This is a genomic window from Mesorhizobium sp. L103C119B0 (assembly GCF_000502235.1).
Lineage (GTDB): Bacteria > Pseudomonadota > Alphaproteobacteria > Rhizobiales > Rhizobiaceae > Mesorhizobium.
This window is the reverse complement of sequence record NZ_AYXE01000023.1, coordinates 1-20834: the sequence shown is the minus strand read 5'-3', so window position 1 is coordinate 20834 and position 20834 is coordinate 1. Positions and strand designations below refer to the sequence as shown.

General features: G+C 62.9%; 15 protein-coding genes and 1 pseudogene. 3 read left to right on the top strand and 13 right to left on the bottom strand.

What is annotated here, in order from left to right; translation table 11 throughout:
• Window positions 1-61: 61 nt before the first annotated feature.
• The 13 genes and pseudogenes from X728_RS01000000167235 to X728_RS139860 all read right to left on the bottom strand — a co-directional run bounded on the left by X728_RS01000000167235 (window position 62) and on the right by X728_RS139860 (window position 15067).
• A pseudogene (locus tag X728_RS01000000167235) lies at window positions 62-1689 on the bottom strand (sodium:proton antiporter).
• Window positions 1690-1841: 152 nt separating this feature from the next.
• Window positions 1842-2906 (bottom strand): ABC transporter ATP-binding protein, encoded by a 1065-nt coding sequence (locus X728_RS139805; RefSeq protein ID WP_023683214.1) that lies wholly within the window; start codon window positions 2904-2906, stop codon window positions 1842-1844.
• 30 nt (window positions 2907-2936) lie between these two features.
• Window positions 2937-3728 carry an ABC transporter permease gene (locus X728_RS139810; RefSeq protein ID WP_023671171.1) on the bottom strand — a complete coding sequence of 264 codons (792 nt, stop codon included), beginning with the start codon at window positions 3726-3728 and terminating at the stop codon, window positions 2937-2939.
• Window positions 3725-4639 carry an ABC transporter permease subunit gene (locus X728_RS139815; protein WP_023825180.1) on the bottom strand — a complete coding sequence of 305 codons (915 nt, stop codon included), beginning with the start codon at window positions 4637-4639 and terminating at the stop codon, window positions 3725-3727. The genes X728_RS139810 and X728_RS139815 overlap by 4 nt, the downstream gene beginning before the upstream one ends.
• Before the next feature lie 63 nt (window positions 4640-4702).
• Window positions 4703-5809 carry an ABC transporter substrate-binding protein gene (locus X728_RS139820; protein ID WP_023671169.1) on the bottom strand — a complete coding sequence of 369 codons (1107 nt, stop codon included), beginning with the start codon at window positions 5807-5809 and terminating at the stop codon, window positions 4703-4705.
• Between the two features lie 239 nt (window positions 5810-6048).
• Window positions 6049-7221, bottom strand: a complete 1173-nt coding sequence (locus X728_RS139825) for an iron-containing alcohol dehydrogenase (protein WP_023683212.1) — start codon at window positions 7219-7221, stop codon at window positions 6049-6051.
• An 18-nt stretch (window positions 7222-7239) separates the two neighbouring features.
• The gene (locus tag X728_RS139830; RefSeq protein ID WP_023691838.1) at window positions 7240-8625 is read right to left on the bottom strand and encodes an aldehyde dehydrogenase family protein; all 1386 of its coding nucleotides are present in this window, start codon (window positions 8623-8625) and stop codon (window positions 7240-7242) included.
• Between the two features lie 13 nt (window positions 8626-8638).
• Complete coding sequence (locus tag X728_RS139835) at window positions 8639-9058, bottom strand: type II toxin-antitoxin system VapC family toxin (RefSeq protein ID WP_027049802.1); 420 nt, start codon at window positions 9056-9058, stop codon at window positions 8639-8641.
• On the bottom strand, window positions 9055-9510 hold the full coding sequence (locus X728_RS139840) for a hypothetical protein (protein WP_023671165.1): 456 nt from the start codon (window positions 9508-9510) through the stop codon (window positions 9055-9057). Before X728_RS139840 ends, X728_RS139835 begins: the two co-directional genes overlap by 4 nt.
• 90 nt (window positions 9511-9600) lie before the next feature.
• A complete protein-coding gene (locus tag X728_RS139845) occupies window positions 9601-10971 on the bottom strand; it encodes a glutamine synthetase family protein (RefSeq protein WP_023832909.1) in 1371 nt (456 codons plus the stop codon).
• Between the two features lie 80 nt (window positions 10972-11051).
• Window positions 11052-12608, bottom strand: a complete 1557-nt coding sequence (locus X728_RS139850) for an amino acid permease (RefSeq protein WP_023832908.1) — start codon at window positions 12606-12608, stop codon at window positions 11052-11054.
• Between the two features lie 78 nt (window positions 12609-12686).
• Window positions 12687-14231 carry an amino acid permease gene (locus tag X728_RS139855; protein ID WP_023691842.1) on the bottom strand — a complete coding sequence of 515 codons (1545 nt, stop codon included), beginning with the start codon at window positions 14229-14231 and terminating at the stop codon, window positions 12687-12689.
• A 17-nt stretch (window positions 14232-14248) separates the two neighbouring features.
• Window positions 14249-15067: an N-formylglutamate amidohydrolase gene (locus X728_RS139860; RefSeq protein ID WP_023832907.1), complete on the bottom strand. Its 819-nt coding sequence runs from the start codon at window positions 15065-15067 to the stop codon at window positions 14249-14251.
• Between the two features lie 147 nt (window positions 15068-15214).
• On the opposite strand from X728_RS139860, the gene X728_RS139865 reads away from it, so the two are divergent.
• The 3 genes from X728_RS139865 to X728_RS139875 all read left to right on the top strand — a co-directional run bounded on the left by X728_RS139865 (window position 15215) and on the right by X728_RS139875 (window position 20505).
• On the top strand, window positions 15215-16042 hold the full coding sequence (locus X728_RS139865) for a MurR/RpiR family transcriptional regulator (protein ID WP_023832906.1): 828 nt from the start codon (window positions 15215-15217) through the stop codon (window positions 16040-16042).
• 171 nt (window positions 16043-16213) lie between these two features.
• Complete coding sequence (locus tag X728_RS139870; protein ID WP_023832905.1) at window positions 16214-17377, top strand: efflux RND transporter periplasmic adaptor subunit; 1164 nt, start codon at window positions 16214-16216, stop codon at window positions 17375-17377.
• Window positions 17374-20505 carry an efflux RND transporter permease subunit gene (locus X728_RS139875; RefSeq protein WP_023832904.1) on the top strand — a complete coding sequence of 1044 codons (3132 nt, stop codon included), beginning with the start codon at window positions 17374-17376 and terminating at the stop codon, window positions 20503-20505. Before X728_RS139870 ends, X728_RS139875 begins: the two co-directional genes overlap by 4 nt.
• Window positions 20506-20834: the final 329 nt, after the last annotated feature.

Genomic DNA, 20834 nt, shown 5'->3' with positions numbered 1-20834 from the left:
CAGTAGCGGTTCGGCAGATGGGTTGCAATGTACCGGCACGACGGCGGAACTGGGCCAGCGTCTATGATGTGGTCAGCGGCTGGAACCGGCCCGCCGGCGATGCCGCCAGTTCGGCCCAGTCGATCTCTTCCTCCAGCCGGTGGTAGGCTTCGTCGCCGATCGTGCCGTTGCTGCGCAACTCCTCGAGCGTGTCGCGCTGGCGGTTGATGGCATAGAGGCGCAGCCGGTCGTATTCGGTCGCGGCCTGAGCGTCCTCCGGGTTTTCCGCAATCAGGCGCTGCGCTTCATACTGTTCGCGCACGACGGCGGCGGCCGCAGATGTCTTGCGGCTCAGCACGTCCAGTGCTGCCTGCATGATGGCGACGCGCGCCTGCGCCACCTCATTGTCGACGGTTCTATCGGGGTCGAAGTTGATCCAGCGCAGCAGCGGCTTCAGCGTCATGCCTTGCAGCACCAGCGTGCCCAGCACCACCGCGAAGGCGGCAAGCACTATCGGGTCGCGNGCTTCAGCGTCATGCCTTGCAGCACCAGCGTGCCCAGCACCACCGCGAAGGCGGCAAGCACTATCGGGTCGCGGCCGGGAAAATCGGCCGGCAGCGCAATGGCCACCACCAGCGTCACCAACCCACGCATGCCGCACCAGCCGACAATGACGGCGCCGCCGAACGTCGGCAATTCCCGCCTTGCCTCTTGGCTGCCGAAGCGGGCAAGCCACCGGATGATCGCGACGTAACTCGCCACCCAGACAAGGCGCGCGACGATAACGACGACCAGCACCGTTGCGGCGAAAAGGAATGCTTCGCCTTGCCCGTCGCCGGCCAGCCTGCCAACGATCGTGCGTGCCTGCAGGCCCATCAGCACGAAAGCCAGCACGTTGAGCACGAACACCGCCGACTCCCAGACCGAATAGGTGCTGACGCGGCGTCTCGCCGACGACTGGCGCGGCGCCCTGCGCGCAATGGTCATGGCATAGACGACGATGGTGATGATGGCGGAAAGGCCGAGCCTGTCGGCGATGATCCACACGGCGAAGGTTCCGGCAAACTGCACCACCGTGCTGCTCGCCGCATCCTCGATGCGGCCGAGCGCCAGCAGCGAGACGCGGCCAAACAGATAGCCCGCGATCACACTGCCGATCGTTGCCAGCAGGATCACCGGAACGGCGTTGCTGAGCATGATCGTGCCAAGCGCCGCCGAAACCGCCAGCCGGTAGATCAGCAGCGCCGTGGCATCGTTGAGCAGGCTCTCGCCCTGCAGGATGGCGGTGATGCGGTGCGGTACCTTGAACTGGCTGAGCACGGCGGATGCGGCCACCGCATCCGGTGGCGCGACGATGGCGCCAAGCGCGATTGCCGCCGCGATCGGCAGGCCGGCCATCTTCCAGCCGACCAAGGCAACCACCACGGTGGTGAAGACCACGGCGCCTAGCGCGAGCAACGCGAGCGACAGCCGGTAGCGCTTGAGGTCGCGCAGCGACGTGTCATAGGCGGCGTCGAGAAGCACCGGCGCGATGAACAGGGCAAGCGCCAGCTCCGGATCGATCTCGATCGTCGGCGCACCGGGTACGAAGGCAATCGCGACGCCGGCCAGAGCCAGCAGGGACGGATAGGGAATTTCCAGCCGCCGCGACAGCGCCGTCAGCGCGACGGCAGCCAGAAGCAGGATGAGGGTAAGTTCGAATAGCGCCATGGCCCATCGTAGCGGCGAAGCGGCATCATGGGCAGTGGCTGGATGGCAAGATGCTGTTGATTGTCCAGCAAACGCCCGACCTTGGCAGGATACGGCCGTTCATCGCGCTGGCCTGATTCGACCGTCTCGGTTCCCTTGGGATGCTGCTTTTACTAGTGCAGCACCAGCATGTCGCTCGATGAAAACGATATCTCCGCCTTCTCGCCAACAGCCGGCGGTGGTGTGGCCGGGCTGTTGAAGGTGTCGAGCGACACCGTGTTGCCGCCGATGCCGACGCGAACGCGAATGACCGAGCCGAGGAAGTGCACTTCGGAGATTTCGCCCGACAGGCTTGAATCGCGACCGGGCTGGCGTCCGAGCGAGATCGCCTCGGGACGCAGCGCCAGCGACAGCGTGTCGCCCGACTTCGAGCCGTTGAGCTTGCCCTTGAGCGAGACTTCCTGCGTGTTGACTTGCACCGTGCCGGCCGCGGCGTCAGTGACCTTGCCTTCGAGCACGTTCAGCGTGCCGACGAAGTTGGCGACGAACTTGGTCGCCGGCCGGTTGTAGATCTCGAACGGCGTGCCGACCTGCTCGGCCTTGCCGCCATACATCACCGCGATGCGGTCGGAGATCGACAGCGCCTCTTCCTGGTCATGGGTGACGAAGATGGTGGTGATGCCGAGCTTCTTCTGGATCGAGCGGATTTCCTCGCGCAACGACACACGTACCTTGGCGTCGAGCGCCGACAGCGGCTCGTCGAGCAAAAGCAGCTTCGGCTTCGGCGCGATGGCACGCGCCAGCGCGATGCGCTGCTGCTGGCCGCCGGAAAGCTGGTAGGGATAGCGGTCGGCCATCTGCGGCAGCTTGATGATGTCGAGCATCTCGGCCACGCGTCTGTCGATGTCCGCCTTGGGCATGCCGGCGACCTTCAGGCCAAAGCCGATGTTTTGCGCCACCGTCAGGTTGGGGAACAGCGCATAGGCTTGGAACACCATGCCGACATTGCGCTGGTTGGGCTTTAGCCTCGTGATGTCCTTGCCTGCGACGACGATCTTGCCCGCCGACGGCTCTTCGAAACCGGCGACCATGCGCAGCACGGTGGTCTTGCCGCAACCCGATGGCCCAAGGAAGGATACGAACTCGCCCGGCTCGACATCAAGATTGAAATCTTCGACCACGGTGGTGGCGCCGAAGGATTTTCGCACATGCTGGATGGAGAGGAATGGTTCGGCCATGGCTTTTTCTTTCGATCAGTACTTTGTCGATCAGTTCGGGCGGTTCGCCGATCTCGGCGCGAAACGGGACAGGATCTGGATCAGCGACATACAGCCCCAGGTGATGGCGAAGGCGATGATGGCAAGCGCCGCCGGCTCATAGGCGCGGTTGGCGCCAACGTTTTGCAGATAGGGGCCGAAGGCGGGCCGGTTGAGCAAGCTGGCCATGGTGAATTCGCCAATGACGATGGCGAAGGTAAGGAAGGCGCCCGACAGCACGGCGATCAGCACATTGGGCAGGATCACACGACCAATGATCGTGCCCCAACCGGCGCCAAGGATCTGCGCCGCTTCGGTCAGCGTCCTGACGTCGATGGTGCGCAGTCCGGTATCGACCGCGCGATACATGTAGGGCAGCGCCAGCATTGCATAGCCGATGACCAGCAAGGCATTTGTGCCCATGTCGGTCGCCAGGAACGGCAGCGGCGAATTCGAACCGTACATCCTGATATAGCCGAAGACGATGACGATGGCGGGAATGACCAGCGGCAGCAGCGTGATGAACTCTACGATCGGCCGCAGTTGCGGCAGGCGCAGTCGAATCCAGTAGGCGGCGGGCACCACGATCAACACGCCCAGAATGATGGTGAAGATGGCGGCAAGCACTGAGTAGCCAAAGGTCGCCTGAAAACGAGGGTCGCCAAGCACGATCTGATAGGCGTCGAAGGAATAAGCGCCGCGCCGCATGCGCAAGGAAAATTCCACCGTCGCGATCAGCGGAATGAAGAAATAGGCCGCGCCCAGCCCGAAGACGACCCAGGCCCAGAATTTTCCGGACTTCATTTCAGCCACCTCTCCGAGCGCGTCCGGAACCAAATGTAGAAGACATTGGCCAGCCCGGTGATGACGATCATGCCGAAGGCGATCGCATAGCCGAGATGGGCATTGTGCAGCACGTCACCGCGTATCTGCGCATAGAGCAGGATCGGCACGATGTTGAGTGAAGAGCCGGTCAGCGCATAGGCGGTGGCGATGGCGCCGAAGGCATTGGCGAAGAGCAGGATGACCGTGCCGAGGAAACTCGGCCAGATCACCGGGATGACCACCATGCGCCAGTATTGCGTCTGGGTGGCGCCAAGCGTCGCCGCAGCCTCGCCCCACTCCTTCTTCAAGCCGTCGATCGCCGGCGTGATGATGACCACCATTAGGGGAATCTGGAAATAGACATAGGTCAGCGTCAGGCCCCAGAACGATAGGATGTTGAAGCCGTGCGCATAAATGTTGAGGCCGAACACGGTGTTGAGCAGCACCGTGGCGAGACCGAGGCGTCCGAGCGTGGCGATGAAGGCGAAGGCCAGCGGTACGCCGGCGAAATTGGAAGCCACGCCGGAGAATGTCAGCGTCGCCGAACGTATCCACTCCGGCAGGCCGCCGCGCACGATGGCGATGGCGATGCCGAGACCTGCGAAGGCGCCGATCAGCGACGAGGAAAGGCTGACCTTGAGCGAGATCCAGTAGGCGGCGACAATCGATGGCTGCGCCAGTGCTGCTATGTTTTCGAACGTGAATTCGCCGGCATCGTTCTGGAATGCACCCAGCATCAGATAGAGCGTGGGTAGGATCAGGAACATGATGGCGAAGATGAAGAATGGCGCAACGCCGAGCCATTGCGTCGGCAGTCGCATTGCACGCGCCTCGCTGGGGGGCGCGGTCTTCCCGGCAACTGCTTGATCGGAAAGCGAGATATCTGTCATGCGCCGGCTGCCGTCTCCGAGGAACACCGGGCGGCCGCGAGGCCGCCCGGTTGGTTTCAAGTCTTACTTGACGTTGGCGCCGACGACGGCATCCCAGTTCTTGGTGACGGCTTCCTTTGCCTTGCCCTGCTCGTCCAGCGTCGGGAACACCGCGGCAGCGTAAGCCTCGGCCGGCGGCAGCTTGGCCATCACGTCCGCCGGGAGCTTGCCGTTCTTGGCAAGATCGTTGAAGCGGATCGGGTGGCAATAGCCCTTCAGCCAGCCGATCTGGCCTTCGTCGGAGTAGAGATACTCCAGCCAGAGCTTGGCAGCGTTCGGATGCGGTGCGAAAGCACTGATCGCCTGCACATAGACGCCGGCAACGACACCGGTCTTCGGCACGACGACGTCGACGGGCGGATTGCCCTTCAGCGTGTCGCGACCGGCAAGTGCATTGTAATCCCAGGTCACCAGGATCGGCGTTTGGCCTTGTGCCAGGGTCGCCGGTTTGCCGATGACCGGCACGAAATTGCCGGCGGCGTTAAGCTTCTTGAAGAAGTCGAGACCAGCAGTGCCAGCAGCTTCGCCGGCAGCCGCACCACCGGAAATGCCGGCCGCGTAGACGGCCTGGATGGCCTGGTTCGAGGCGCGCGGGTCGCCGGCAAGCGCCACGGTGTTGGCGAATTCCGGCTTCAGCAGGTCAGCCCAGTCAGCCGGCGCTTCCTTGACGAGGTCCTTGTTCACCAGGAAGGATAGCACGCCATAGTAGTCGCCGGTCCAGTAACCATCGGCATCCTTGGCGCTGTCGGGGATCGAGTCCCAGGTCGACACTTTGTAGGGCTGGATCAGGCCGTCAGCCTTGGCGGTCGGGCCGAAGGACAGGCCAACGTCGATGACGTCGGGCGCCTGCGGGCCCTTGTTGTCCTTGTTGGCCTTGATCGCCTCGACCTCGTCGCCGGAGCCGGCATCGGGGTTGAGTTCGTTGATGGTGATCTCAGGATACTTTGCCTTGAAGCCGTCGATGACGGCGCCGTAGCCGCACCAGTCATGCGGCAGCGCGATGGTCGTGAGCTGGCCTTCCTTCTTCGCAGCGGCAACCAGTTCATCCATGGACTGGGCCGACGAGATAGCAGAGGTCGCCATGAGGGCGACGGCCGAAAGGGAAAGCACTTTCCCTGTGAACTTGAACATGTGTTCTCTCCGTTGAACTGGCGTCCTGGACGCCTGCGATGCGGTATCGGTTTCATATGACAGCCAGATGAAAGCTTTTTGAAACTGGCCCCCGGCGGTACGAAAAGTTAACTCTTTTTAACCGGCTGTAGCAATTAGCCTCGACTTAATTTCCCGGCTAATGGTTTATTGCCTTGCTTTTTGCCCCCTTGCCCTTCCTTTCCCTTCGTTTTTAGATCACGTCCGGCGCAGAAACCGCCTCAGACAGTGCCGGCGATAGTGTTCTCGAGCAGCGTCAGCGCCGCCTTTTTGGTCAGCCTGACCGGGTTGCCGCCGGCGGTCGGATCGACCACCGCCATGTCGGCGATCAGCCCTTTGCGCTTCTTGTCCATGTCGAGCCCCTTGATCAGATCGGGCAGCGCATGCGGCACCTTCAATTCCTTGCGCAGCTTGATGATCGCTTTGGCAAAGCCGTCGAAGCCACCCTTGATGCCGCAATAGGCAGCGAGCCGGGCAATCCGCTCCTCGATGGAGTCGCGATTGAAGGCCAAGACATAGGGCATGAACACCGCATTCGTCATGCCGTGATGGGTGTCGTAGAGCGCGCCGATCGGATGCGACAGCGAGTGGATGGCGCCAAGACCCTTCTGGAAGGCGGCAGCACCCATGGCGGCCGCACTCATCATGTGGGCGCGCGCGACAAGGTCCTTGCCGTTGGCGTAGGCCTTGGGCAGGTTCTCGAACACCAGGCGCACACCTTCCACCGCAATGCCGTCGGCCATCGGGTGATAGCCCGGCGCGCAATAGGCTTCGAGGCAGTGCGCCAGCGCATCCATGCCGGTGCCGGCGGTGATGAAGCCGGGCATGCCGACCGACAGTTCCGGATCGGCAATGACGATTGCCGGCAAAAGCTTCGGATGGAAGATCACCTTCTTAGTGTGCGTCGCCTCATTGGTGATGACGCCGGCACGCCCGACTTCCGAGCCTGTGCCGGCAGTGGTCGGCACGGCTATGATCGGCGCGATGGCATCCGAATTGGCGCGCGTCCACCAGTCGCCGACATCCTCAAAGTCCCAGATCGGCCGCGTCTGGCCAGCCTGGAACGCGATCAGCTTGCCGAGATCGAGCGCTGAACCGCCGCCGAAGGCGATGACGCCGTCATGCTTGCCCTTCTTGAACACGGCGATCCCGGCGGTGAGGTTGGAATCGACCGGGTTCGGCTTCACCTCGGAGAACACGCCATAGGATACCTTGGCGTCGTCGAGGATTTTCAGCGTCGAAGCGACGACCGGCAGTTTCGCCAACCCCGGATCGGTGACGAAAAGCGGCCGCTTAATGCCGGTGGCCGCGAGCACCTCAGGCAGTTCCTTGATGCGCCCGGCACCGAAGCGGACGGTGGTCGGGTAGTTCCATTTGGAGATCAGCTTGGACATGTCTTGTCTTTCAAAAAATCAGATGGCTTCGCGCAGATGGAAGGATTTCGGCCGGGTCAGATTGTCGTAGCCGAGCGCCGAAAGGGCGACGCCTTTGCCGGTGTCCTTGACGCCGGTCCAGACCAGCGCCGGATCGAGGTAGTCGCAGCGGTTCATGAACACGGTGCCGGTCTCGACGCGGTCGCCGATCGCCACCGCATGCTCGATATCGTCGGTCCAGATCGAAGCGGTCAGCCCGTAGGGGCTGTCGTTCATCAGCGCGATCGCCTCCTCGTCGTTGCGCACCTTCATGATGCCGACGATCGGGCCAAAACTTTCCTCGCGCATGACGCTCATCTGGTGGTCGACGCCGGTCAGCACTTCCGGCGCCAGATAGGGCGAGCCGGCCTTGTCGTTAGCCACCTTCATATTGATGTGTGCGATTGCACCCTTGCGCAGCGCCTCGGCCTTCTGCTCGCGGATCAGGTCGGCAAAGCGCGCCTGCGCCATCGGCCCCATTGTCGTCGCCTGTTCTAGCGGATTGCCGACGGCATAATTCTTCGTCTCGGCGATGAAACCTTCGACGAACTGGTCGTAGACCTTCTCATGCACATAGACGCGCTCAATGCCGCAGCAGCACTGGCCGGAATTGTAGAAGGCGCCGTCGACCAGATTGGCCACCGCATGGTCGAGCTTGGCGTCGGGCAGCACATAGGCCGGATCCTTGCCGCCGAGTTCGAGCCCGAGCGTCATGAAGGTGCCGGCCGCCGCCTTCTCGATGGCGCGGCCGCCGCCGACCGAACCGGTGAAATTGACATGGTCGATCTTGCCCGAGCCGAGCAGCTTCTCGGTCTGGGCATGGTTCAGCACGACATTCTGGAACACGCCCTTGGGCAGCCCAACCTTGTCGAACGCCTGCTGGAACCGTTCGCCGACCAGCAGCGTCTGCGCCGCATGTTTGAGGATAACGGTATTGCCGGCCATCAGTGCCGGCACGATGGTGTTGACGGCGGTCAGATAGGGATAGTTCCACGGCGCGATCACCATGACGACGCCGAGCGGATCCTTCTTCACATAGCGTCGGAAGCCGTCCTTCGGGTTGGATGCCGGCACGGATTTCAGCGCGGCTTCAGCGATCTCGACCATGTAATTGGTGCGTTCCCTGACGCCGCCGAACTCGCCGCCATAGCGCACCGGTCGCCCCATTTGCCAGGCGATCTCCGGCACGATCTCGTCGGTCATCGCGACCAGCGCTTCGAGCATCGCCAGCATAAATTTGCCGCGCTCGACGATCGGTGTCAGCGCCCACTTCTCCTGCGCCGCCTTGGCGCGCTCGACCGCGGCATTGATCGCCTGGTCGGTCGCGATCGGCCGCTCGGCGTAAATCGAACCATCGATGGGCGATTTGAGTTTTACGGTTTCCAAAGGATACTCCAAGTTAGCAGGCTAGGGTGCGCAGATGGCCATTGCGGCCATAGCGAAGGATGGGCTCGTCACGCGTCACCAGAACCATGTCCAACGCTCTCGCACTTGCCATCAGTATCCGATCGATGGGATCACCATGAGGCGGACCGGGCAGGTTGGATGACGCAATCAGAATGGCTGGTGAGATAGCGCTGAGCTTTGCCGACATTCGCTCGATGAATCGCTCCACGAAGTCGAGTGGTGCCAATGGCAGATTGAGCCGACCCTTGGCTACGCCGATTCCGATCTCCCATGCCGACATCGGTGAAAGATACAGACGGCCGTCATAGGCCGCTTCCGAAATCTCCCGGCTTGCGTGCGGATCGATCAGACTATCGTTGGCGACAAAGATCACCGCACATGTATCCAGAAGCAGGTTTGGCCCTTCGCTCATTTACGCACCGCAAGTTTGCCGTCACGCGCGTCAGCCTCACCGCCCAGATAGCCCCGGTCCCATGGCTCGTCATCGAAAGGTTTGGTGATATCAAATCCGGCTTCGATCGTTATTAGGCCCTTCATGAAACCAAAACCGGGGTGGCGATCCGCGCGCGCCTCCTTTGGCGCGGCAGGCACGCTACCACTGGGCGGCGCCGAAATGGGCTCTTTGCGAACGCGGCGAAATACCAGTTTCCCACTCCCTATATTGACGGATTCGGTCTCGAACCCAGCCTCAAGCCACTCCCTTGTCATGGGATTGTTGCTCGGATTGTTGCTCCACCATGCAGGGTATTGCTTCGATGCGGGCAGCGGCAGATTGAGCACTCTCTCGATTTCGGCGAACGACATCGGAACGCGATCGACATTCTGGGCAATGAGAAAGTCCTTGAGCGGCGCATATTTGGACATTGCAAACTCCTCAATGTAGCGCACTGCAGTTTACAGGTACCATATGGTACTAACTTCACCACATTGTCAACATTAAAGCTGTATAAAGTTTTAGTACCGCTCGAACCCTCTGTGCAGTTCCCAATCCGTAATGCGGCGGTCGTATTCGAACTGCTCCCACTTTGCGGTGTGGACATAATGTTCGAGCACATCGTCGCCGAGCGCCTGCTTCAGCATCTTCGACTTGGCCAGCGTCTCGGTGGCGTCACGCAGCGTTTTCGGGATCTCCGGCAGGCGCGAGGCCTGGTAGGCATCGCCGACGAACGGCTTCTGCAGTTCGAGCTTCTCGTCGATGCCGGCAAGGCCGGCGGCGATCAGCGCCGCGAAAGCGAGATAGGGGTTTAGGTCGGCGCCGCCGATGCGGCATTCCATGCGGATGCCCTTGGTGCCCTCACCGCACAGGCGGAAGCCGGCGGTGCGGTTGTCCTCGCTCCACATGATCTTGGTCGGTGCGAAGGTGCCGGCCTGGAAGCGCTTGTAGGAGTTGATGTAGGGCGCCAGGAACCAGGTAAACTCCCTGGCGTATTTGAGCTGCCCAGCCGCCCATTGCTGGCCAAGCGTGGACAAAGTCCAGTCCGCCTTCTTGTCGAAGAACAATGGCGTCTTGCCATCGGCGCTCCACAGCGAATTGTGGATGTGGCTGGAGTTGCCCGCGAGCCCGTAATTGTATTTCGACATGAAGGAAATCGACTTGCCTTCGGACTCGGCAATCTCCTTGGCGCCGTTCTTCAGGATGACGTGGCGGTCCGCCATGTCGAGCGCCTCGGCATAGCGCACATTGATCTCTTCCTGGCCCGGGCCCCATTCGCCCTTGGAGTTTTCGATCGGGATGCCCGCCGCTTCCATCTCGTTGCGAAGCCGGCGCATGACGCCTTCTTCCTTGGTGGTGATGCCGATCTGGTAGTCGCCGATATAAGGCGACGCGGTGTCGAGCCCCTGCCAGTGCTTCTTGCGGGCGGAATCGTAGGTCTCGTTGAACAGGTAGAATTCGAGCTCGGAGGCGAAGTAGCCGATATAGCCGCGTTCGGTGAGCCGCTTGACCTGCTTTTTCAGCATCGCGCGCGGCGAATGCGGAAGGTCGTCATAGGTGTGGTGGTCGAGCACGTCGCAGATCACCAGCGCGGTCTTTTCCAGCCACGGAATCCGCCGCAGCGTCGCAAGGTCCGGCTTCATGACGAAGTCGCCATAGCCCTTCGACCAGCTTGCCGCCTTGTAGCCCGGCACCGGCTCCATATCGATGTCGGCGGCGAGCAGATAGTTGCAGCCATGCGTCTCGTCATGAGCAGAATCCACAAAGTACTGCGCCAGGAAACGCTTTCCCGCGAGCCGCCCCTGCATGTCGACGATGCAGGCCAGCACCGTGTCGATCTCGCCACTGGAGACCGCTTTCTTCAACTGATCGAACGAGAAATTTCCGGCCATTTCCTTTGGCACTCCAGTGCTTGGTCGTTGAGGACGAAACCATAGCCGGCTGCACGCCGGCCATGGCCATGATGGTGACGTCAGTGGCCGGTTTCGCCGACCGCCTGTTCGGCGGCCTTGATCGCTGCCTGACGTGCCGCGATGATGTCCCCCAGCGGCGGGCCCTGGAAGCGATTGCGCTCGAAGGCGAACCAGACAATCGCCGTCAGGATGAAGAAGCCGACGGTGATGTACAGCGCCCAGTCGTTCGGCGGCTGGATGCCGATGATGAAGATCAGGATCATCGACACGATCGAGAGAACGCCGAACAGCATGAAGATGCCACGGCCCAGGTTCCACGGTCCCATCTTGTCCCACTTCGGCGTTCCCCAGGCCACCATGCCGAGCACGATCGGCACGGTGAAGGACAGGAACAGGAAGATGACGGTGCAGGACACGACGATGGTGTAGGCCGAGGTGCCGGCGACCGAAACCAGCGTCGAACCCCAGACGAACAGCACCGACAGGACCGACGCCGTCCAGATCGCCGCCACCGGCGTGCGATAGGTCGGGCTGACCTTGGCCAGTGCAGACGAGCCCGGCAGGCCGCCGTCACGCGAGAAGGCAAAGATCATGCGCGAAGCCGAGGTGACGGTTGCGAGGCCGCACAACAGCTGGGCGATGAACACGACGAGGTAGACGAACTCCTTGAGGCCGGGACTGACGCGCTGGTCGAAGGCCCAGAAGAACACGTTCCAACCCTGCTTGGCGGCGTCGTCCATGTTGGGGATCATCAGTACGAAGGCGGCCAGGAACAAATAGCCGAAGACCGCCGACCAGATAACCGACATCACCATCGCACGCGGCACCGATGAGGCCGCCTTGATGGTTTCCTCGGAAGTGTGTGCCGAAGCATCGTAGCCGGTGATGGTGTAGATCGGCAGCAGAAGGCCGAGAGCGAACACCCAGGCGTTCGAGACGGACGGCCAGACGCTGGCGCCGGCCTCACCCGAGTAGTTGTGGAAGGTGAAGAGCCGGCTGAAATCCCAGGTCTCGGCGGAGAACAGGCAGACGACAGCAATCAGGATCGAGCCGAAGAAGATCAGGTAACCCGAAAAGTCGGTCAACTTCGCAGTCAGCTTGATGCCGAGATGGTTGATCAGCGCTTGGGCGCCGGTGATGATGACCAGGAAGATCATCTGATTGGTCAGCGTACCCTCGATGCCGAGCGTCGGCCCGAAGGCGCCGATGAAGAACGTCCAGGTGCCGACATTGATGGCGCCGAGCACGGTGATCAGGCCGAGCAGGTTGAGCCAGGCCGTCACCCAGCCAGTGCCGCGATTGCCGAGGATCGAACCCCAGTGATAGAGGCCGCCGGCCGTCGGATAGGCCGAGCTGATCTGCGACATGGCGACCGCGAAGGTCAGCGAGACGAAGCAGCCGACCAGCCAGCCGATGCCGATGCCGATGCCACCGGCGCCCGACGTTGCCTGCGCCAGCGAATTGATGCCGCCCGACAGGATGCAGATGATGGACAAGGAAACGGCGAAGTTGGAGAAGCGGCTTAGCCGCCGCTCAAGTTCCTGGGCGTAGCCCATGGAATGGAGGTGCTTTACGTCTTCCGCCTTGTCTGTGTCTGAATAACCCGGTGCTGCCATTGTAGTCCCCTTTGCGTTCTTAGCTGGCCGGCCCTGCCCCGGTCGGCTTGCACCGGCCGGAGCATCTAGTCTTTGCTGTTAGCCTGCCGTCTGGCCGACGGCTGCTTCCGCGGCCGCGATCTCGGAAGCGCGGCGAGCAATGTCGGCGCCGATCGGCGGGCCCTTGAAGCGGCGCGATTCGATGCCGAACCACAGCACCACGAGCAGAACGATCAGGCCGATGGCATAGTTGATCAGGATGTCGAAGGGCGGCTGGATGCCGGCATACATCAGCACCAGAACGCCAAGCACCGTGATGACGGCGAACGGCTTGGACCAGATGCCGAGGCGGAACGGGCCGAATTCGGTCCAGCTCTTGCCCTCGGCAAGCAGGCCGGCGGCCACGGGCATGGCGTAGGACACGTAGAGGAACAATGCACAGCCGGCCGCCAGTGCGGCAAAAGCCGGCGAGTACAATGTCGCTGCGACCGCGAGCACCGCTCCGAGCCAGATCGCCGCCACCGGCGTGCGCCATGTCGGGCTGACGGTTTTCCACACCGACGAACCGGGCAGGCCGCCGTCACGCGCGAAGGCAAAGATCATGCGCGAGGTCGACGTCAGTCCGGCAAGAGCGCAGATGAAGTTCGCCAGCACGATCGCGATGGCAATGATGCTCTTCAGCAGGAATGGTGCCGGCAGGTTGTTGAAGAGATTGAACCAGGCATTGGCGCCATCCTTGGCCGTCGCTGCCAGATCGGGGCTGGCCAGTACGAACGAAACGGCCATGACGAAGCCGAACACCAGCGACCACAGGACCGAATGGATCATGCCGCGCGGCACCGCCACGCGGGCATTGTGGGTCTCTTCGGACGTGTGGGCCGAAGCGTCGAAGCCGGTGATGGTGTAGAGTGGGTAGAGCAGGCCGATCAGGAAGGCGACGAGTGCCGTCCGTGCGGTCGGAACGTAGCCTGCGCCTGGATCACCGGTGTTGTTGACGAAGGTGGTGAGCCGCGAGAAATCCCAGCTTGCGCCCCAGATCAGGAACATCGCGGTCAACACGACGGCGACGACCAGAATGAGGTAGCCCGAGAAATCCGTCAGCATGGTGGTGAGCCTGATACCGAAATGGTTGATCAGCGCCTGCGCGACCGTGATGATCACAACGCCGATCACCTGCTCCTGATAGCCCCACGCGGAGACGTCGTTACCGAACACGCCGGACCAGACAAGGTCCTTGAACAGCGCGTAGACGCCGACATTGACCGAGGCGACGACGAAGACCAGGCCGAGCAAGTTGATCCAGGCCGTGGCCCAGCCCCAGCCGCGCCCGCCGAGAATTGACGACCAGTGGTAGAGACCGCCGGCCGTCGGATAGGCCGAGCCGATCTGGCCAAGGGACGCGGCAACGACAAGTGCAAAGACGCCGCCGATGACCCAGCCGACAGTCGCCTCGAAGCCGCTGCCGGTCGCCATGGCCAGCGGGAAGGACGTGATGCCGCCCGCCAGAATGCAAATGATCGAAAAGGAAATAGCGAAGTTCGAGAAGCCGCTCATGCGGCGAGCCAACTCCTGGGCATAGCCCATGCTATGGAGGGTTTTTACATCCTCCGATCTTTCAGCGTCTGATTTGTCCGGTCCTGCCATTTTCGTCCCCTGTTTTTCTAGCTGGCCGATTGAACTGACTTTCCCACTGCGTGTCGCCGGGAACCCTTGGCCTCCTCGGGTTCCAGGTCAGAAAAAATGCCTGTGAGCAGATCCGCCCATTTCCGCTGCCCGGTCTCGCCGGAGATCTCGTCGTTGCGGATTTCGATCATTGCGCAGGCAAGGCCGCGCGAGCGTGCATGGCGCTCCAAAGTGAAATAGACGCGGTCGGCCGGCGAATAGGGCTCGTTGATGCCGACAGTGACGCCGGAGAGCCGCTGCAGCGCCGCTATGAGCGGCGACGCCAGCCGGCGGTCGTCATCGTGGATGATGCCGATATGCCAGGGCCGGTTCTTGCCCTTGTAGACCGGGGTGAAGGAGTGCACCGACACCAGCCGGGTCTCCTGCCCACGCGCCTGCCGGTCGTCGATGATCGATGCGATCGTGTCGTGGAACGGCCGCCACGACAAAGCGATGCGCTCGGCGCGCTCACTGTCCGACAGGCCGGCATTGCCCGGAATGGCCGTCGTCTCGCTGACCGGCGGCACCAGGTCCGGTGCGTCGAGCGGACGGTTGCAGTCGATTATCAGGCGCGAGATGCGGGTTTCGATGAGCGTCGCATCGAGGGCGGTCGCGATGCGGCGGGCCACCGGCAGCGCGCCGGGGTCCCAGGCGATGTGGCGGGAGAGATCTTCGGCCGGCAGGCCAAGCGTGCCGAATTCGGATGGCAGGAAGTTGGAAGCGTGGTCGCAGGTCAGCACTAAAGGGCTGGACCCGCCGGGGTTCGTCACCCCTATGGTATCAGACGATGCAAGGCTGGCGGGCCGTGCTCTCTCCATAATCTGCCGTCCCCTGGGGAGCGCTGTATCTTATGTTACGTATTTTGCCTCATTGCGTCCCTGTGGATGATTTCATACAGTTTGTCCGGCTTTGTCAAACGCGATTTCGGGGAAGCGGTCTGGACGGGCTCAGGGGTGGGGAAAACGATGATTTCCAGCATTGCCGAACTGATTTCGGACCGCATCGGCACGATGCCGGCCGGCGAGCGCCGCGCCGCGCAAACGCTGATTGCAAACTATCCGCTGATCGGGTTGAAGACGGTCGCCGAGTTCTCGACCGCCGCCGGCGTATCGTCGCCGACAATCCTGCGCTTTGTCTCGAGGCTGGGGTTCCAGAACTATCCCGAATTCCAGTCGGCGCTGCAGGACGAACTGGCGGCGCAATTGCAGTCGCCGGCATCGCGCACGCTCAATCCGGCCTCGCCAGGCAGCAGTGCCGTGTCGCCAATGCTGGAGGCGACGCTGGACAATATGCGCGAGACCTTCAGGCATCTCTCCGACAGGCAGCTTGCCGACATCGCCGCAAGGCTCGCCGAACGGCGCGGCAAGACATTCCTGATCGGCGGCCGCTTCACCGATCCGTTGGCGCGCTACATGGCCGCCCACCTCGCCATCATCCAGCCCGATGTTTATCACCTCGCCGGCCAGGAGAGCATCTGGCGCGACCGGCTGATCGACATGGGCAAGCGCGACGTGCTGGTGATCTTCGACATCAGGCGCTACCAGGACAGTCTGGTGCGCTTTGCCGAGACCGCGCATCAGCGCGGCGTGCAGATCGTGCTGTTCACCGACCAGTGGCTATCGCCGATCGCCCGCTTCGCCCGCCACGTCATTGCCGGACGCACCGCCGTGCCTTCGGCGTGGGACTCCTCCGCCGCTCTGTTCGTTGTCGCCGAGACGCTGATCGGCGCCGTCACGAGGCAGCTCGAGGCAGACAGCGCCAGGCGCATCCGCGACCTGGAAAGCCTGCGCTGACACGTTCAATCCCCGCCCCAGGTGCGCAAAATTACGCAGATTTAATGTGCATGGAAGCGGCAGAATTGCCATAAAGCCATGATATAGCGGCGGCTTCGCACATACCGGGTGCGTCGCTGCGCGTTTTTTTGCTTGGCGAAACCGGTAGACGTTTTGCCAACCGGAGTGTCGATGGTCGCCTGGAAACAGATCGTTTTTGCGCTTGTGATCCTGGTCGCGGCTGTCCTCGCCTGGGCGCGATTCTTCCCGGGCGCGCCGGAGGTTCTGGCACGCTGGGGCATCGACTGGACCTATGCTTCGGCGCCCGCCACAACCGGTGCGGTCGACACGACAAAACAGGCAGGCGGCCGCAACGCTGCCGGCCGCCCGGCAAATGTCGTCGCCTTGCCGGCGACCACCGCCACCATCAACGATCGCCTGCAGGCGATCGGCACCGGCCGCGCCAACGCCTCGGTGACGGTCAACCCATACAGCTCTGGGCGCCTCGTCGAATTTCTCGTCCAATCCGGCACCCGCGTCGAAAAGGGGCAGATCATCGCTGTTCTCGATTCCGAGACCGAGGTGATCTCGCAGGATCGTGCCAAGCTCGCCTTGCAGGATGCCCAGGACAAGCTCGAGCGGGTGAAATCATTGAGGGCCTCCAACGCCGCGACCCCGGTCGCCGTCGCCGATGCCCAAGTGGTGCTGGCCGGCGCCAAACTGGCGCTGCAGGATGCCGAACTCGCCTTGCAGCGTCGTTCGATCGTCGCCCCTATCGCCGGCACGGTCGGCATCCTGCCGATATCGGCCGGCAATTACGTCACCAGCCAGTCGGCGATCGCCACGCTTGACGACCGCTCCTCCATCCTGGTCGATTTCCTGGTGCCCGAGCGCTTCGCCGCCGCCGTCAAGGTCGGCGCGCAACTGTCGGCGACGCCGATCGCCAATCCGAGCAAGGCCTATACCGGCACTGTGTCGGCCATCGACAACCACATCGACGAAAAGAGCCGCACTCTGCTGGTCAAGGCTGCAATCGCCAATCCAGCGGATTCGCTGCGCGCCGGCATGTCGTTCGGCATCACCATGCGCTTCCCCGGCGACACCTACCCGGCCGTCAGCCCGCTGGCGATCCTGTGGGGTTCCGACGGCGCCTATGTCTGGCAGATCGAGGACGGCAAGGCCAGGCGCGTTCCCGTGCGCATCATCCAGCGCAACACCGAGACGGTGCTGATCGACGCCGAGATCGAGGATGGCGACATGGTTGTGACCGAGGGCACCCAGAGCGTCAGCGAAGGCGGTGCGGTCCGCATCGCCGGCCAGGATCAGCGGGCCGCGGACGCGGCCGAAGGCTCATGACCGCGCCTGTCAGCACCGCCAGCGAAACCGGCTTCACCGCTCTCTTCATCCGCAGGCCGGTCATGGCCTTCGTGCTGAACACGCTGATCGCAGTGGCCGGCCTTGCCGCTTTCTACGGCGTCGAAATCCGCGAACTGCCCGATGTTGACCGCGCCGTGGTCACCGTGTCGACGGCCTTCGAGGGTGCCGCCGCCGAAACCGTCGACCGTGAACTGACCGACACCATCGAGGGCGCGGTCGCCCGCGTCTCCGGCGTCAAGTCGATCTCGTCGACCTCTTCCTTCGGCCAGAGCCGCGTCACCATCGAGTTCAACGATGGCGTCGATTTGAACGTCGCCGCCTCCGACGTGCGCGACGCGGTCGGCCGTGTCGCCAACATGATACCGGAGACCGCCGACCCGCCGCGCATCATCAAGGCCGATGCCAATTCCGATGCCGTGATGCGACTGGCCGTAACCTCCGACACCATGTCGGTGCAGGACATGACGGTGATCGTCCAGGACCAGATCGAGGACGAACTGGCTGCCGTGCCTGGCGTCGCCGACGTTCAGGTCTATGGCGACCGCGACAAGATCTTCCGCATCGATGTCGACCAGAACAAGCTCGCCAGCCTCGGCTTCACTGTGGCCGATCTGAGGGCAGCGCTTGCCTCGGTCGCTTTCGATTCACCGGCCGGTTCGATCACCACCACCAACCAGGATCTCATCGTCCGCACCACGGCCGATGTGACGACGCCGGAAGAATTCGAAAACATCATCATCGGCGGCACGACGCGCATCCGCGACGTCGCCACCGTCACGCTCGGTCCCGACATCGGCCAGACCTCGTTGCGCTCCGACGGCAAGACCGGCATTGGCCTTGGCATCATCCGCCAGGCGGAATCGAACACGCTGGATATTTCCACCGGAGTGAAGGCAGCCGTCGCCAAGCTGCAGGAAAACCTGCCCAAGGGCATGTCGATCAAGATCACCAGCGACGACGCAGTCTTCGTCAACGGCGCCGTGCACGAGGTCGAGATCGCGCTCGGCCTGTCGATCTCCATGGTGCTGATCGTCATCTACATCTTCCTGCTCGACTGGCGCGCGACGCTGATCCCTGGTCTGTCAATGCCGGTCGCCATGATTGGCACCATCGCCGCCATCTATCTCGCCGGCTTCTCCATCAACATCCTGACGCTTCTGGCGCTGGTGCTGGCAACCGGCCTTGTCGTCGACGACGCCATCGTCGTCCTGGAAAACATCGTGCGACGGCGCAACGAAGGCATGGGGCCTCGTGCCGCCGCCGTGCTCGGCGCCCAAGAAGTGTTCTTCGCAGTCATCGCCACGACGCTGACGCTCGTTGCCGTTTTCGTGCCGATCTCCTTCCTGCCGGGACAGACCGGCGGCCTGTTTCGCGAATTCGGCTTCGTCCTCGCCATGTCGGTGCTGCTCTCCTGCGTGGTGGCGCTGACGCTGTGCCCGATGCTGGCCTCGCGCATGTTGACCGGCGCATCGCTCCACCATGAAGGCGGTCACGGCATTGGCGCGCGCGTCGGTGGCGCGCTGAACGCGGCCTACAAGCGCGCCCTGCATGCCTGCCTCGGTGCGCCGTGGATCGTGCTGCTGGTTGCGGTGCTGTTTGCGGGCGTCGCCTTCAGCCTGTTCGGCACCATCCGCCAGGAACTGACGCCGAGCGAGGACCGCACCGTCGTGCTGTTGCGCATCAACGCGCCGCAAGGCGTCAGCCTCGATTACACCACGCAGCAGATGCAGAAGATCGAGCGGCTGATCCAGCCGCTGCGCGATTCCGGCGAGATCGTCTCGACCTTCGAAAACGCCGGCCAGAACGGCGCCTACAATTCCGGCTTCATGGTGATGACGCTGGCGCCGTGGGACGAGCGCACGCGCAGCCAGCAGGAGATCATGGCGCAGATAAGCCAGCTGACCCGGCAGGTGCCATCCGTGCGCATCTTCCCGGTGCAGGCCAATAGCCTCGGCATTCGCGGCGCCGGCAACGGCCTGCAATTCGCGCTGGTCGGCAACGACCGCAAGGCGCTCGGCGACGCGGCGGTGAAGATCATCGCCCGGATGCAGGCCGATCCGCGCTTCCAGACGCCGCGGCTTTCCATCGACCCGACGCAGCCGCAGCTGGCGGTGGCCATCGACCGCGAGCGCGCCTCCGATCTCGGCATCGACATATCGGGTCTCGCCAACACCTTGCAGGCGATGCTCGACGGCAACGATGTCGTCGATGTCTACATCGCCGACCGCAGCTATGGCGTGAAGCTGGTCTCGACCACCAACCCGATCAATGATCCGACCGATCTGGAAAACATCTTCCTGAAGACCGCCGACGGCCGCTTCGTGCCGATGTCGACCATCGCCACGCTGACCGAGCGCGCCGTGCCGCCGTCGCTGACCCGCGAACAGCAGCAGCCTTCGGTGGCGATCACCTCGAACCTGAACGGCAATTTCGCACTGGGTGACGCGCTCGGCGTTGCCGAGCAGATCGCCGCCCCGCTGCTGCCGCCGGGCAGCCGCGTCCTGCCGCTGGCCGAAGCCGCGACGCTCGGCGAGACCAACAGCGCCATGATCACCATTTTCGGCTTCGCGCTGGTCATCATCCTCCTGGTGCTCGCCGCCCAGTTCGAAAGCTTCGTCAGCGCCGTCATCATCATGGCGACGGTCCCCCTCGGCCTTGCCTGCGCAATCTTTGCGCTGCTTTTGTCAGGCACCAGCCTCAATGCCTACAGCCAGATTGGCCTCGTGCTTCTGGTCGGCGTCATGGCCAAGAACGGCATCCTCATCGTCGAATTCGCCAACCAACTGCGCGACCGCGGCCTCGGCGTGCGCCAGGCGATCGAGCAGGCCTCGATCATCCGCCTGCGGCCGGTGATGATGACGATGATCTGCACCATCCTCGGCGGGGTCCCGCTGGTGCTGGCCGCCGGCGCCGGTGCCGAAGCGCGCATCGCGCTCGGCTGGGTCATCGTCGGCGGGCTGGGTCTCGCCACCGTCTCGACGCTGTTCCTGACCCCGGTCGCCTACCTCCTGCTCGGCCGCTTCGTCACGCCGAAGGCGCATGAGGAAGCGAGGCTGAAGCGGGAGCTTGAGGAAGCGGCGTACGCCAATGTCGAGCCGGCGGAGTAGCTCCGCTTACCCTCCCCCTTGTGGGGAGGGTCGGACCGCAGGTCCGGGGTGGGGTGCAGCGCCAACTAACGTCGGTGCAGCGCTCCCGCGAATAACAGAGGTAGGAGCCAAGACCCCCACCCCCACGAAAGAGCAAAATTGCTCTTTCGTCGACCCTCCCCACAAGGGGGAGGGTAGAAAGTCACGGTGTCCGAACCGGATAGATAGGTAACAGAATGGACCGATAGCATGGGTGACAGTTTTCTTGTCCGCCGGGAGGACCGGCGATGGTTTGGCGAGAGACTGGCATCATGGACGAGCGGCTACGGTTTGTTGTGGAGTGTCTTTCT

Bases quoted from the DNA above. Each gene is read 5' to 3' on its own strand.
- X728_RS139815 (WP_023825180.1), bottom strand. From the start codon at position 4,639: ATGACAGATATCTCGCTTTCCGATCAAGCAGTTGCCGGGAAGACCGCG.
- X728_RS139845 (WP_023832909.1), bottom strand. From the start codon at position 10,971: ATGGCCGGAAATTTCTCGTTCGATCAGTTGAAGAAAGCGGTCTCCAGT.
- X728_RS139855 (WP_023691842.1), bottom strand. From the start codon at position 14,231: ATGGCAGGACCGGACAAATCAGACGCTGAAAGATCGGAGGATGTAAAA.
- X728_RS139860 (WP_023832907.1), bottom strand. From the start codon at position 15,067: ATGGAGAGAGCACGGCCCGCCAGCCTTGCATCGTCTGATACCATAGGG.
- X728_RS139840 (WP_023671165.1), bottom strand. From the start codon at position 9,510: ATGTCCAAATATGCGCCGCTCAAGGACTTTCTCATTGCCCAGAATGTC.
- X728_RS139810 (WP_023671171.1), bottom strand. From the start codon at position 3,728: ATGAAGTCCGGAAAATTCTGGGCCTGGGTCGTCTTCGGGCTGGGCGCG.
- X728_RS139820 (WP_023671169.1), bottom strand. From the start codon at position 5,809: ATGTTCAAGTTCACAGGGAAAGTGCTTTCCCTTTCGGCCGTCGCCCTC.
- X728_RS139835 (WP_027049802.1), bottom strand. From the start codon at position 9,058: ATGAGCGAAGGGCCAAACCTGCTTCTGGATACATGTGCGGTGATCTTT.
- X728_RS139850 (WP_023832908.1), bottom strand. From the start codon at position 12,608: ATGGCAGCACCGGGTTATTCAGACACAGACAAGGCGGAAGACGTAAAG.
- X728_RS139805 (WP_023683214.1), bottom strand. From the start codon at position 2,906: ATGGCCGAACCATTCCTCTCCATCCAGCATGTGCGAAAATCCTTCGGC.
- X728_RS139865 (WP_023832906.1), top strand. From the start codon at position 15,215: ATGATTTCCAGCATTGCCGAACTGATTTCGGACCGCATCGGCACGATG.
- X728_RS139875 (WP_023832904.1), top strand. From the start codon at position 17,374: ATGACCGCGCCTGTCAGCACCGCCAGCGAAACCGGCTTCACCGCTCTC.
- X728_RS139825 (WP_023683212.1), bottom strand. From the start codon at position 7,221: ATGTCCAAGCTGATCTCCAAATGGAACTACCCGACCACCGTCCGCTTC.
- X728_RS139870 (WP_023832905.1), top strand. From the start codon at position 16,214: ATGGTCGCCTGGAAACAGATCGTTTTTGCGCTTGTGATCCTGGTCGCG.